This window comes from Microbacterium sp. UBA3394, assembly GCF_002358725.1.
Classification (GTDB): domain Bacteria; phylum Actinomycetota; class Actinomycetes; order Actinomycetales; family Microbacteriaceae; genus Microbacterium; species Microbacterium luteum.
The window spans coordinates 23,520-36,824 of record NZ_DEPK01000116.1 but is presented as its reverse complement, the minus strand read 5'-3'; the positions used below and the strand labels follow the sequence as shown (position 1 = coordinate 36,824).

Below are 13,305 nucleotides of genomic sequence, written 5' to 3'. Positions count from 1 at the left end.
GGCGGTCACGCGAAGGTGGGTCAGTCGCCGACGACTGTTGCCTCACCCATCCCAGCGGTGCCCGGCTGCATGACCGCCTCGACCTCGGCGCGCTGGGCGAGTAGCGTCTCGGCATCCGGCCGATGGAGCCAGTAGCGCATGGTCGTGATGATCGGCGGCGCAGAGCGCAGCAGCACGAGTGAAGTGCCCTGGGGCAGGGTGCGGATGTCTTCGACCTTCATGATCGGGACGCGCCGGATCGAGCGTTGATTCGAGCGCAAGCCGCGCTCGCCGATGGTCACGGAGTCAGTCGTCTCGTCGCGTTCGCCGATCAGTGTGGAGATGTCCTGGAGGTGCCGTGTGTCCGTCCCGCCGCCGAGCACGATCTTGGTGATGCTCGCATCCCACATCGCGGTCGCGGCGTCGTCGCCCCAACGACCTCGCGCCTGGGCGAGCGACTGGAACACGGGCATCACCGTGAGCCCGGTGCCGCCGCCCTCTGCCATGAGGACCGGGAGCGAAGGCAGAGGCGCGAGGTTCCCGATCTCGTCGAGTGCGAGCAGCACGGGCGGGTCGAGCCGCGCGCCCGGCGAGCGCGCCGCGATGCGCCGGGCCGTCTCCACGAGGTCTTCGATGAACGCCGCGACGAGCGACGAGGACGCCCCGGCTCCGGCTCCTGTCGCAAGCAGGTAAAGCGTGCCGGAGTCGCGCAGGAACGCCTCGGGGTCGAACTGCTCGTCCTCGCTGGGACTGACCGCTTCCAGCACCCGCGGGTCGGCGAGGGAGGCGAGAGAGAACGAGACGCCCTGCCAGATGGAGTCTCGCGTGCGCGGGTCGGATTGCAGCATCCCGTCGAGCGACTCGGCCCATCCGGTCGCAGCCTGGGGGTGCGAGGCGAGAATGGAGACGGCATCCGCCGCAGCCGCGGGGTCGAGCGTCCAGCGGAACAGCTCGGCGGGCTGTCGATGGTCGAGGGCTGCGGCGTGCAGAAGCGCCTGAAGCGCAGTGCGCGTCTTGCCCTCCCAGAATCCGCCGTTCTCGACGGAGGGGCCGGAGAGACCGGTTCCCGCGGCGAGACCTGTGCCGCGGATCATCGCAGTCAAGGGCACCTCGCACCCGCGAATCGGCGACCATCGCAGACCCGCAGGCACGCCCTCGGCGAGATGCTGGGGATCGAACACGGAGACCGGGCCGCGGCGCGCCTGGCGAGCGCGGAGCGTCGCCGTGAGGTTGTCCGGCCGGGTCGAGGTCGTGATGACCGCACCGGGCGCGTCGAGGATGGAGTTGATGACGATGTTCGCGCCCTTCCCGGATCTCGGCGGGCCGATGAGCAGGATCGAGTCCTCCACGGATGTCCACACGCCCTTGCCGCGTGAGGTGCCAAGGAGGTAGCCGACCTGCTCGGGCTTCGGGTCCGTGAGCGAGGGGCGCAGCGTCTTCGCGCGACGCAGAAGGTCGCGTTCGGACGCGGCGCGCTGCACGTCGCGCGCATCGGCGATTCCCTCGATCCGGTTTGGGTCTGCCTTGGTCCGCTTGCCCAGCTCGCGCACCCATCGCCAGATGAACCACCCCGCGGTGCCGATGGCGGCGAGCAGGAGTGCGACGGTGATCCAGTAGGCGACGGGGCTGAGCGACGCGGAGCCGAGTGCCGAGCCGGGGTCGTCGGCGCGGAAGACCACTCCGACTCCCGCTTCGAGACCCGCCGCGGGCTGGGGCGCGCCCGTAACGAACGCAGCGATGCTCCCGGCCAAGCGCAGCGCACCGGCCAGCAGCATCGCACCGATGAGCGCGCCGAGGGCGAGGTTCGTCAGCTCGTCGCCGAACGCCCCGGCTCGCGGTGACGAACTGGTCATGTCGGGTGCCCGACGATGCAGGTGCCGGACACGCGGCCGAGCAGGATGACCTCGTGCCTGGGGCTGAGGTCGAGCAGTCCCGGCTCAATCAACGCCCGAGCGGCACCTTCGCGGCCTGCTCCGGTGTGCCGCACGATGACCGCGACGGCAACATCCTCGCCTGGCACGAAGCCCTCGGCGTTCTGGAGTGCGAGCGGGTGCAGCGGCGCGGCATCGTCAGGTGCAAGGTCGTCATGCTCGACGGAAGCCGGCGGCAGCTCAGCGGGGGACTGGTCGAGGGGTGCAGGGTGCAGTGGAGCGGTCACGATGTCCGTGTAGACGGTGCCGTCGAGTTCGTGCACCACGACGCGGACGGGGGAGCGGCGCTGCTCGATCACTTCGCCGATGATCTGCGCGAACGAGTGCCGCTGCCACGGCGGAGCGAACGTCGGCGGGCCGAACGGCTCCCCGTCGACCACGACGCGCAGCGTCGCGTTCGCCTGCACGGTCATCGTCACGACCGGCAGCACGGGCGGCACGTTGGCTGAGTCCTCCTGCTCGGCGCTCGCTGAGCGAGCGCGTCGTCGCCGCGAAAGGGTGATGGACATTTCACGCTGTCCCAACCGCCGTGAGTTTGATCGCGGTGGAGGTGGGTCGAAATCTCATACCTAGCAGGTACGCGGGCAGCTACGGCAAGAGGTCCGTGACTAGTGACAACTGACGTACGAGATGCTCGCGATTCGTGAAGTCCGCACAGGAATCGTAAATCTGTAGCTCTGTCCGAGCTATCCGACGTTGAGTGCGGCGAGTTGTTCCGGGGTTCCAGTCACCACGAGCCGCAGGTCCGAGTGCCCTTCCTCGATGCCCCAGTCCACGAAGGCGCAGCAGGTGCTTTCGGCCGCGACGAGTTCGCGTAGACGGGTGATGGAGTCCTCGACCTTGGCGTAGTGGATCGTCAGCCGCGTGTCCGTGTGTTCGATGTCGAGGGCGTAGTCCGCATCGAATGCCCGCCAGCGTTCGATCTGCTCCTTGCCTGCGGACGGGGTGAGCGTGCAGGCGATCGGCAGGCTGTTCAGGGGGCCGATGTGCGTCATGGGGTGGCCTCCTCCTGGTCGTCGTGGTCGAGGTCTTCGAGTACCTCGAAGGGGGATTCGAGGTCGCCGCGCCAGGCTTCGATGCCTTCCCGGATCGCGAGGACGGCGACGACGAGCGCGGCCACCGAGTCGGCCCACGCCCACCCGAACAGCGAGTTCAGGATCAGGCCGATGAGCACGGTGCCGGAGAGGTAGATGCACAGCAGGAGCTGCTTGGCGTCGGCCTGGACGCTCTTGGAGCGCAGCTCCCGCCCGGTGCGGAACTCGAACCAGGCCAGCGCGGGCATCACGATCAGGCTGGCGACGGCGATGCCGATCCCGACCGGGCTGTGCTCGGGGTCGCGGACGCCGGTGAGAGCGAGGATCGCGTCGACGGTGACGTAGGCGGCCAGGGCGAAGAACGCGATCCCGATCACCCGGACGGTGGCCTTCTCCCAGCGTTCGGGGTCTTTGCGGGTGAACTGCCAGGCGATCGCCGTGGCCGAGGCGACCTCGATCACCGAGTCCAGCCCGAAGCCGATCAGCGCCGCCGAGGACGCGATGGTGCCGGCGGCGAGGGCGATGACGGCCTCGATGACGTTCCAGGTGATCGTGAAGAACACGATGAACCGCACCCGCCGGTGCAGCACGGCCCGCCGCTCATCGGTGAGCGCGGGGGTCGTCACGACGCGGCCTCGACCGGCTCGCAGCAGCCCAGCACGGTGCAGGCCGGGTCTATGCACGGCACGGACTCGTCTACAGCGAGGGTCACGTCCACCAGCGCGGTCAGGGCTGCGGCCAGGTGCGGGTCGGCGATCTCGTAGCGGGTCTGGCGGCCCTCGGGCTCGGCGACCACGATGCCGCAGCCGCGCAGGCAGGCCAGGTGGTTGGAGACGTTCGTGCGGGTGAGGTCCAGGTCGCGGGCGAGCTTCGCCGGATAGCCCGGCGCGGTCAGCAGCGAGAGGAGGATGCGGGAGCGGGTGGGGTCGGCCATCGCCCGGCCTAGCCGGTTCATCACGTCCACCCGAGGAGCAAGAGTCAGCATACACTGACCATACAGCGACTAGTGACCTATTGGAAGGCTGGAAGGCTGGAAGGCTGGGAGGATGGGGAGCATGCGCGCGACGGCGGATTGGATGGAGCGGTGGCAGGTGCCGCTGTACCTCGCCGCGCTCATCGTCGGCGCTGTGGTCGGCCTGCTGGCTCCTGCCGTCGCGCATCCGGCGGAGCTGGCGATCAACCCCGTGCTCGGGCTGCTGCTCTACGCCACTTTCCTCGGCGTACCGTTCGCCAAGATCGGGCAGGCGTTCCGCGACTGGCGATTCCTCGTCACGGTCCTCACGGTGAACTTCGTCGCCGTGCCGATCGTGGTGTTCCTACTCTCGCGGATCGTCGCGCACGATCAAGTGCTGCTCGTCGGGGTGCTGTTCGTGCTGCTCACGCCCTGCGTGGACTACGTCATCGTGTTCACCGGGATCGCCGGCGGTGCGAGGGACCGCCTGCTCGCCGCCGCGCCGATCCTCATGCTCGGCCAGATGCTCCTGCTGCCGCTCTACCTGCTGCTGTTCGTCGGCCCCGAGTTCGTCGACGCCATCGACCTCGCCCCGTTCATCGAGGCGTTCCTGCTGCTCATCGTTCTCCCGCTCATCGCGGCCGGACTCACCCAGCTCGCCGCGACCCGCACCCGCTGGGGAGCGATCGTGCAGGAGATCGTGCTGGGCGCGATGGTGCCGCTGATGATGCTGACCCTTGCCGTGGTTGTCGCCTCACAGATCGCTGGCGTCGGGCGACAGCTCGGCGCGCTCCTGCTCGCACTTCCGGTCTACATCCTGTTCGCGGCGGTCATGGTCCCCATCGGCGCTCTCGCCGGGCGCGCCGCAGGGCTCGACACGCCCGGCCGCCGCGCGATTGTGTTCAGCGGCGCGACCCGCAACTCCCTCGTCGTCCTCCCGCTCGTCCTCGCCCTGCCCGCAACGTTCGACCTCGCCCCGCTCGTCGTCGTGACACAGACCCTCGTGGAACTCATCGTCATGGTCATCTTCGTCCGGCTCATCCCACGCCTCCTCCCCGCTCACGTCGACACTGAGGACTCACTGCCTCACACAGCCTGAAATAGCCTCTCGATCCGTGAGCTTCCGGTTCAACGAGGTTCAGGATTCGTGAACTCGCGGGAGTCACCTCTGGCCTTCTGACCTGTCTCGTACATCGCAAGCTCGGCAGGGTGGAGCTGGTGCTGGACGACGAACGAGCGGTTCTTGATCCTCCAGAGCCCCTGCCCGGTGCCGAGACCGGGGAGCAGCCCTTGCTCGGTTCCGGTGAGCCCGAGGGCCTGGGCGGTCGCGCCGAGCTGATCGCTCTCCTGCCGGTAGATCACCCTCGTCTCCGCGTTGGCGAGCAGCGACGAGGCGAGTGCGCGCATCGCCGAGCCCTGGTCGCCTACGTTGTCGAGGTCGCTGAGCTTGTGGAAAATGAGCAGGTTGGCGATGCCGTAGTGCCGCGCGAGCCGCCACTGTGCATCCATCCGGCGCAGCAGCGCCGGATGCGACATGAGCCGCCACGCCTCGTCGTACACGACCCACCTCGGGCCGCCCGCCGGGTCGAGCAGCGCCGATTCCATCCACGCCGACGAACACGTCATGAGCACGGAGATGAGCGTCGAGTTCTCCGCAACCCGCGACAGGTCTAGCGACACCATCGGCAGTGACGGGTCGAAGCGCACGGTGCTCGGGCCGTCGAACAGTCCCGCCAAGTCACCGGCCACGAGTCTACGAAGCGCGTGTCCGACGAGTCGGCCGTCCTCGGCGAGCCTGCCGTCGTCGTTCTCGGCGTTCGGAGCGAGGATGCGGTCGACCACCATCGGAAGGATCGGCACCTCGGCCGAGCGCACCGCATCGGCGAGCGCGATGTCGACGGCTGTGTGCTCCAGTGGGGTGAGGCCGCGGTCGAGGACGGTCTCGGCGAGTGCTCCGATCAGGTCACGTCGTCGGGAGGTGACCTGGCTCTGCCACTCGGCATCGCTGAGGCCCGAGGGTCGATGCCCCTCGTCGAGCGGGTTCAGTCGCGTGGACATCCCGTGCCCGAGCATGATCGCCCGCCCGCCCACCGCTTCGGCGACCGCCGTGTGCTCGCCCTTCGGATCGCCGGGGACGTACACCCGGCGACCGAACGGGATGGATCGCGTGTAGAGGCTCTTGGCGAGCGAGGACTTGCCGGAGCCGACGATCCCCGCGAGCACGATGTTCGGCGCGGTGATGATGCCCTGCGCGTAGAGCACCCAGGGGTCGTAGACGAACGAAGCCCCGCTGTAGAGATCCTGGCCGACGAACACGCCAGCAGAGCCGAGCCCGCCCTCGGCGAGGAACGGATATGCCCCTGCCAGCGTCGCGCTTGTGTCCTGGTGGCGCGGAAGCCGGAAACGGCCAGGCGTGCGGAGTGCTGCGGGCCTCGTCTCGCCGGACGGTGGCAGGTAGGTCGTCGCCCGACTTGCCTCGCGTTCCGCCTCCCATGTCGCCCGCGCCCGCTCCTGTTGGGCCTTGCGGTCGGCGGTCTCGATCTTGCTCGCCGCTCGCCGTCGCGCCTTCCGCGCGGCGCGGCGCTCGCCCGCCGGGTCGAGCAGGACCGCGGTGTGCAGGAGCTCGCGGTCGCCGGGGCTCATAGCGATAGTCCTCGCCGGGAGCTGACCGGGGGTGCCTCGAACGGGTCGCGGGAGAACGGGTCCAACTCAGGTCGACTGGCGACAGGTGCCGGGTGCCACGCGATGTAGCTCGAATGCTGCGACGCCTGATCGACGGCGTTCTCGGCTGACTGGACGAGTTCTGCGGCCCTGCGCAGTGCGTTGGCGGCGGCCCAAGCCTCGTCAACCCCGGCCTCGTGGTCGCCGTTGTCGAGGAACGCCTTGTCCTGGTGCAGAACATGCGCCGCCGCGACCTGCTCCAGCACTTGCTCCAGGGAGCGCAGCGTCCCCAGCAGCTCGCCGACCACCTGATAGGTGTCCTCGGGGTCGGCGAAGGCCCGGCTCGCATGAGCGAGCGCCCGCACCGCCTGGCGGGTCTCCGTGGCGTCCTGCACGGGGTTGCTGAAGGTTGGCATGGCTACTCCTTCCGGGGTCGAGGGCTGGGTGCGTCACACGTCCCGACAGAGCGGGATCGCGGCGACGGCAAATGCGGTGGCCTGCTGGCCGACGAGTCTGCGCGTCTCGCAGGACGCCTGGACCGCGGCTTGCTCGATGGCGGCGACGGCGGCATCCAGCTCATCGACCGTGGGCGCGGAGACGGAGATGAGGCCGGTGTAGCGGAGCACGCCGTGCCCCGCGGTGAGGTCGGACTCCTGCTGGAGCACGTCCTGGTACTCAGCCGTGCGCGAGGCGTCCTCGACCTGCCCGATCTTCGCACGTTGGGTCGCGTCGGAGAGCAGGCCGACCTTCTTCTTCCGCAGGTCGCGGGCCGCGATGTCGGCGCGAACTGGCGTGCAGATGAGCGAGAACGACCGCTGCACGCCGGAGGTGAGCAGCAGCGGGGCGAGGAATCCGGGGAACACCTGCGAGCGCGGCCACTCGGAGAGCCAAAGCACGGTGTGGTGCGCGGAGTCGGTGCGCACGCGGTCCCAGCTCTCGGTCACCGCGATCGGCCCCGCGGTGGCGAGGGAACGCCCGATGTCGGCGTGCCGCTCCAGCGCGGGCGCGGCAGCCGGGTCGTAGGCGGAGCGCAGGATGACAGCGACCTCGCCGGGCGCGAGCCAGCCGGTTGTGGCGAGGTCCGCAGCTCGCAGCGCCGTGACGAGCGTGGTCATCTCCTGACGCAGCACGGCGGCAGCCCCACGGATGCCGCCGCCCGCTGAGCGGATCTGTCGTCCCGAGGCATTCATATCGAGCGCAATCGAGATAGTCGTCGCATGGCGCTCGCCGGTCGGCCCAGCACGCTCGATCAGCTCCCGGTAGGTGGTCGCAGGCCAGGATTCATCGTCGGTGCCGTGCCTGGCCCACCATTCGGCGAGCCCCGTGCCTGAGTCCGGCAGCGTCCGCTCGCAGACCTGGAGCCGGGCGATCCGGCCTGAGCGGCACGCGGTAGCGAGCACCCGACCCCAGCCGTTGATCCGCCGCTCCTGCTCGCCCGGATCGAGCAGCACGAACGCCGGGTGCGTCACCCCCAGCACCGCGGTCAGGGTCTGAGCGTGGGGGTCGTGCACCATCGCCGCGCCCGTCTCGGGATCGACCCATTCGCGCAGCGCGGTCGCATCGCCGGGGAGCGCGAGCGTGCCGACGGGACGCGGCTTGATGACGCGGCGGCGGAAGATCAACTGCGCAGCGGTGCTCCGCCACATCCAGCGCGACACGATGGGCAGCCAGTCCACGAGCTTGCGCCCGCCCACGGGGACGACCGCGAGCAGCAGACAGCTGAGCCAGATCGGGGATGTCCAGGCCAGCCCCATGCCGCCGCCCGTGTAGATGGTGGCGACGACCGTGACCACGCCGATGCCCAGCACGATCAACTGCGAGATCGACAGTCCGAGCAGGATGCCACGGTGCGCGAGTCGGGAGAACTGCACGGGGGAGAGCTGCTGCTCGGGAGCCGGAGGGTGCCGGGTGGCCATGTTCTACCCCTTCCTCGGCGCCACGGGTATCGGCGGCGTTGATGTCTCTGCGTGCCCGGCTGCTGCGCCGCCGACTGCGGCACCGACTTTCGGCCCAGTCGTCGCTGCGGCTTTGACAACCTGCGCCCCCACGACGGCTGCGGCCGCAGGCCCGGCCGCTGCTGCCCCGGCACCTGCCGCGCCTCCCGAGGCCGCAGCCCCGCCACCAGAAGCGGCCGCCCCGCCACCTGCGCCCGCAGCGCCGCCTGCTGCGCCACTTGCAGCGGGAGCTGTGCTCGGCGCGGGAGGAGTCCCGCCTCTCGCGCCACTTTGCCCTCCGAGAACGGACTTTGCCGCGTTCGGCTGAGCCTTGACCGGCAGCGGGACGGGTCGGTTGAGCGCCGACTTCGCTTCCTGCTCGCTCGACATCGCGTGGTACATGTCGAAGCCCACGAACGAGATGAACTTGTACGTCAGGTACGGCGCGAACGCGGCGATGCGGGAGCACTCGGAAATCTGGTCTCAAGCGGCGTCGTGACGCTCCTCGGGCTGATCCCGTAGCCGAAGGGACAGAGGCATGGCTCAGGGACTGACCAGCAACCAAGAGATCGTGGAGGTGCGCCTCGACAACTTCATGCGCGGTTCGATCAAGGACGCGCTCACGCAGGATCTCGCCGCCCGGCCGGAGCACCGCATCGTCGCCCTGTCCACCGTGGCAGGCGGCGACGAGTTCAACGGCGTCATCCGCGTAGTGGCCGTCATCGAGTACCTGTAGGCATCGTGGGCAAGCGCGCCGACAGTGATGAGCACTACGTTCTGGACCTCTGCGACGAGGTGATCGGGGTCCGCGGGGAGCGACAGGCGACGTTCCTGTGGCTTGTCGGGGACGTGTCGCCGACGACCGGACGGGCTCGCAGGCTCCCCGTCGACGGGTATTGGCCTGCGCTGGGGCTCGTCGTCGAGTTCCAGGAGAAGCAGCACACTGTGGCCGTCCCGCTGTTCGACCGTCGCGAGACCGTCTCCGGTGTGCCTCGTGGCGAGCAGCGGCGGCTCTATGACCCGCGAAAGGCGGAGATCCTGCCGCAGCAGGGTATCCGGCTCGTCGTGATCCACAAGTCGGAGTTCACGACCAAGGCCGACAGGATCGTGCGCGATCATGAGCGCGACATCGCTGTTGTCCGCGCCCGCCTCGTCTGACCTCGGAAGCTCCCCGGAGACCAGTACACGTCTGGCACATCGAGGCTGACCCCGCCTGACGGCGGGTTCAGTAGCTCACCTCTTTGACGACAGAGGCGGTGCGGAGTGTCGGTTTCGATGCGGGTCATGGGTGCGGGGGACGGCTACAAGTACCTGCTGCGCACCGTGGCATCCGCCGACGGCGAGCGGGCGCTCTCGACTCCGTTGACCCGCTACTACGCAGAGCAGGGCACTCCACCCGGCTGCTGGATGGGCGGCGGCCTTGCCGCGCTCGGGAACGGCGAGATCCACGAAGGTGCGCAGGTGTCCGAGGCGCAGCTCCAGCTCCTGCTGGGTTTGGGCCTCGACCCGGTGACTGGCGATCCGCTGGGGAAGGCGTACCCGGTGTTCCCGGCCGTCGAGGATCGGATCGCCACGCGGCTCGCCCGGCTCGATCCGGCGCTGGGCGCGGCGGAGCGCGCCGAGGCAGTCGCGGTGATCGAGGCGGAGGAATCGGCGCGTAGGTCGCGGCGGGCGGTGGCGGGGTTTGACTTCACCTTCTCGCTGCCGAAGTCCGCGTCGGTGCTTTGGGGTCTTGCGGACGCGGCGACTCAGGCGCGGATCGCAGAGGCGCACCATGCGGCCGTTGAAGAGGTCGTTGCGTTCATGGAGCGGGATGTTGCGGCGACGCGCTCGGGCGCAACGTCCCGCGATGGCGCGGTTGCGCAGGTCGAGGTGACGGGGCTGATCGCCACGGCGTTCGATCATTTCGATTCGCGGGCGGGTGATCCGCAGTTGCACACGCATGTGGTGGTGAGCAACAAGGTGCGCACCGTGTTCGACGGCAAGTGGCGGTCGCTGGACAGCCGGCCGCTGCACGCGGCGACCGTGGCGCTGAGCGAGCTGCACAACGCGGTCTTCGCCGACCACCTCAGCCGCGCGCTCGGCGTCGGCTGGGAGCAGCGCGAGCGGGGAGCCGACCGCAACCCGGTGTGGGCGGTCGCCACGGTGCAGGAGGAACTGGTTGCGGAGTTCTCGTCCCGGTCCCGGCATATCGACATCGAGAAGGACCGACTGATCGCCGAGTACGAGATGGCGCACGGGCACGCGCCGTCGCGGGAGACGATCATCCGGCTGCGGCAGCAGGCGACGCTGGCAACCCGGCCCGACAAGGAAGTCCGCCCCCTCGCCGACCTCGCCCAGGAGTGGCGCACCCGCGCGAGCCGACTGCTGGGCCGGGACGCAACCGAATGGGCGCGAGAAGCCGTCGCGGTCGAGCCCGCGAAGCTCCTGCGCGCGGAGGATGTGCCGCTGGAGCGGATCGCCAGGCTCGGCGCGTCGGTGGTCGCCGCGGTTGCCGAGAAGCGCACGACGTGGAGCCTCTGGAACCTGTACGCCGAGGCCGCGCGGCAGACGATGGGATGGCGCTTCACCGGCACCGAGGACCGTGAGGCGATCACTGGCATGATCGTCGATGCCGCAGAGCAGGCGTCCATCCGGCTCACCCCGCCTGAGCTGGCCTCCAGTCCCGTCTCGTTCCGGCGCGCCGACGGAACGAGCGTGTTCCGGCCTCGCAACGCCGCCCGCTACAGCGGTGCCGCGGTGCTCGCTGCTGAGGATCGGCTGCTCGCACGCTCCCGCGAGCAGATTGCACCGCGCCTGGCCGACGCAACCATCGCGCACGCGCTGCAACCCCACCGTGGACGCGGGCTCGGCGACGACCAGCGCGCCGCACTCGCAGCGATTGCGTCGTCAGGTCGGATGCTCGACCTGCTCGTCGGCCCTGCGGGGGCGGGCAAGACCACCGCGCTGCGCGCGTTGCGGCGTGCATGGGAGGCCGAGCACGGGCAGGGCTCGGTCGTCGGCCTGGCACCGTCCGCGGTCGCGGCCGAAGTGCTGGCCGGTGACCTCGGCATCCCCACGGAGAACACCGCGAAGTGGTGGCAGACCTACCGCGACCACGGCACCGGGTTCACCGCCGGGCAGCTCGTGATCGTGGACGAGGCATCACTCGCCGGGACGCTCGCGCTCGACCGCCTCGTGCGCGTCGCAGCCGACGCCGGAGCCAAGGTGCTGCTCGTCGGCGACCCCGCGCAACTCCAGTCCGTCGACGCCGGGGGAGCGTTCGGGATGCTCGTCGCCCACCGCGTCGATGTGCCCGAGCTGACGGACGTGCGCCGCATCGCCGCAGCCTGGGAGAAGGAAGCCACCCTCGACCTGCGCCACGGGCGCATCGAAGCCATCGACACCTACCAGGCCCACGGCCGCATCCACGCGGGCGAGGCCGAACGCATGGCCGACGCCGCCTACGCCGCGTGGCAGCTCGACCGCGCCACAGGACTGGCGAGCATCCTCATCGCCGAGTCCAGCGCGATGGTCACCACCCTGAACCAGCGCGCCCGCGCCGACCTCATCCTCGCCGGGCAGGTCGACGCGCGCGCCGAGGTGCGGCTGCATGACCATACCGAGGCATCCGTCGGGGACGCGATCATCACCCGCCGCAACGACCGCGAGCTGCGCATCGGCCGCGGCTGGGTACGCAACGGCAGTCGATGGACGATCACCGCCATCGGCGCCGACGGATCGCTGCGGGTGCGTCCCGCCGGACGGCGCTGGGGCGCGACCATGCGGCTTCCCGCCGAGTACGTCGCCGAGCACGTCGAACTCGGCTACGCCGTCACCGCGTACCGGGCGCAAGGCGTCACGGTCGACACCGGACACACGCTCATCGAGCCCGGCGCGACGCGCGAGAACTTCTACGTCGCCATGACCCGCGGAAGGCTCGGGAACACCGCCTACGTCTCGATCAACCGTCCCGACGACGACCACATCCATCCGCCTACCCAGGACACCAAGGCAGTCGCGGCGCGCAAGGTGCTCGCCGGGGTGCTCCAGCACGTCGGCGCAGAACTCTCCGCCCGCCAGACGATCGCCGCCGAGCAGGACGCCTGGCGGGCGGTCGGCCAGCTCGCCGCCGAGTACGAGACCATCGCTGCCGCCGCACAGCAGCCGAGATGGGAAGCCCTCGTGCGCGCCACCCGACTCACCGAGGCCGAAGCCGACGCCGCCATTGGATCGACCGCGTTCGGTGTGCTCGGTGTCGAGCTGCGCCGCGCCGAGGCGGACGGGTACGACACGGAGCGCCTGCTTCGCGCGCTCGTCGCTTCGCGCCCGCTCGACGACGCGAGCGACGTGGCTGCGGTGCTCCACGAACGGGTGATCCGAGCCCTCGGCCGAGCGGACGGTGCCGGGCGCGTGCGCCAGGCCGCCATACCTATCGCCGGACTCATCACCCCGGCTCTCGGCACGATGGACGACGACATGCGCGCCGCGCTCCGCGAACGCGCCGTACTCATCGAGCAGCGCGCCGATGCACTCGTCGCCGAAGCTGTTGGGGCGTCCGAGGCATGGGCCGCGGAACTCGGCCCAGAGCCCGCCGATCCGCAGCTTGCCGCGATTTGGGGACGGGAGGCGCGCACCATCGCGGCCTACCGCGACACCTACGGCATCACCGAGACCAGCGCGGTCGGAGTCATCGGCGACGACGTGCGGCAGCGCACAGACGCCGCGCGAGCACGCGCCGCGATCCTGCGCGCACAACAGCTCGCGGCACGCGCAGCCGAACCGGAGTCCACGGTCAGTGCAGTCGGGGTGTCCGCGCCGCGCCTGTAGCTGCC

General features: G+C 69.9%; 12 protein-coding genes. 4 read left to right on the top strand and 8 right to left on the bottom strand.

The annotated features are described in order from the left end of the window. Nucleotides 1–20 precede the first annotated feature (20 nt). From B4E30_RS07135 to cmtR, 5 genes are all read right to left on the bottom strand, one after another. Nucleotides 21–1,832 carry a type IV secretory system conjugative DNA transfer family protein gene (locus B4E30_RS07135; RefSeq protein ID WP_286794304.1) on the bottom strand — a complete coding sequence of 604 codons (1,812 nt, stop codon included), beginning with the start codon at nucleotides 1,830–1,832 and terminating at the stop codon, nucleotides 21–23. Continuing rightward, entirely contained in the window at nucleotides 1,829–2,419 is a 591-nt protein-coding gene (locus tag B4E30_RS07130; protein ID WP_286794302.1) for a hypothetical protein, read from the bottom strand. Before B4E30_RS07130 ends, B4E30_RS07135 begins: the two co-directional genes overlap by 4 nt. Nucleotides 2,420–2,596: 177 nt before the next feature. After that, complete coding sequence (locus tag B4E30_RS07125; protein ID WP_286794300.1) at nucleotides 2,597–2,905, bottom strand: hypothetical protein; 309 nt, start codon at nucleotides 2,903–2,905, stop codon at nucleotides 2,597–2,599. After that, on the bottom strand, nucleotides 2,902–3,570 hold the full coding sequence (locus B4E30_RS07120; RefSeq protein WP_286794298.1) for a cation transporter: 669 nt from the start codon (nucleotides 3,568–3,570) through the stop codon (nucleotides 2,902–2,904). Before B4E30_RS07120 ends, B4E30_RS07125 begins: the two co-directional genes overlap by 4 nt. Then, complete coding sequence (gene cmtR, locus B4E30_RS07115) at nucleotides 3,567–3,929, bottom strand: Cd(II)/Pb(II)-sensing metalloregulatory transcriptional regulator CmtR (protein WP_286794296.1); 363 nt, start codon at nucleotides 3,927–3,929, stop codon at nucleotides 3,567–3,569. The genes B4E30_RS07120 and cmtR overlap by 4 nt, the downstream gene beginning before the upstream one ends. Nucleotides 3,930–3,999: 70 nt before the next feature. Here cmtR and B4E30_RS07110 point away from each other — a divergent pair, with 70 nt between their 5' ends. Continuing rightward, entirely contained in the window at nucleotides 4,000–4,995 is a 996-nt protein-coding gene (locus B4E30_RS07110; protein ID WP_286794294.1) for an arsenic resistance protein, read from the top strand. 29 nt (nucleotides 4,996–5,024) lie between these two features. On the opposite strand, the gene B4E30_RS07105 is transcribed toward B4E30_RS07110, so the two are convergent. Genes B4E30_RS07105 through B4E30_RS07095 form a run of 3 tightly spaced genes read right to left on the bottom strand, consistent with a single transcriptional unit; the run spans nucleotide 5,025 to nucleotide 8,473 of the window. Then, nucleotides 5,025–6,539 (bottom strand): ATP-binding protein, encoded by a 1,515-nt coding sequence (locus B4E30_RS07105; protein WP_286794292.1) that lies wholly within the window; start codon nucleotides 6,537–6,539, stop codon nucleotides 5,025–5,027. Further along, nucleotides 6,536–6,973, bottom strand: a complete 438-nt coding sequence (locus tag B4E30_RS07100; RefSeq protein ID WP_286794290.1) for a hypothetical protein — start codon at nucleotides 6,971–6,973, stop codon at nucleotides 6,536–6,538. The genes B4E30_RS07105 and B4E30_RS07100 overlap by 4 nt, the downstream gene beginning before the upstream one ends. A gap of 33 nt (nucleotides 6,974–7,006) precedes the next feature. After that, the gene (locus B4E30_RS07095; protein ID WP_286794287.1) at nucleotides 7,007–8,473 is read right to left on the bottom strand and encodes an SCO6880 family protein; all 1,467 of its coding nucleotides are present in this window, start codon (nucleotides 8,471–8,473) and stop codon (nucleotides 7,007–7,009) included. Between the two features lie 556 nt (nucleotides 8,474–9,029). On the opposite strand from B4E30_RS07095, the gene B4E30_RS07085 reads away from it, so the two are divergent. The 3 genes from B4E30_RS07085 (at nucleotide 9,030) to mobF (ending at nucleotide 13,300) form a co-directional block, all read left to right on the top strand. Beyond that, a complete protein-coding gene (locus B4E30_RS07085) occupies nucleotides 9,030–9,227 on the top strand; it encodes a hypothetical protein (RefSeq protein ID WP_286794285.1) in 198 nt (65 codons plus the stop codon). A 5-nt stretch (nucleotides 9,228–9,232) separates the two neighbouring features. After that, on the top strand, nucleotides 9,233–9,649 hold the full coding sequence (locus B4E30_RS07080; protein ID WP_286794283.1) for a hypothetical protein: 417 nt from the start codon (nucleotides 9,233–9,235) through the stop codon (nucleotides 9,647–9,649). Nucleotides 9,650–9,775: 126 nt separating this feature from the next. Then, nucleotides 9,776–13,300 carry a MobF family relaxase gene (gene mobF / locus B4E30_RS07075; RefSeq protein WP_286794281.1) on the top strand — a complete coding sequence of 1,175 codons (3,525 nt, stop codon included), beginning with the start codon at nucleotides 9,776–9,778 and terminating at the stop codon, nucleotides 13,298–13,300. The last annotated feature ends 5 nt before the right edge of the window (nucleotides 13,301–13,305 follow it).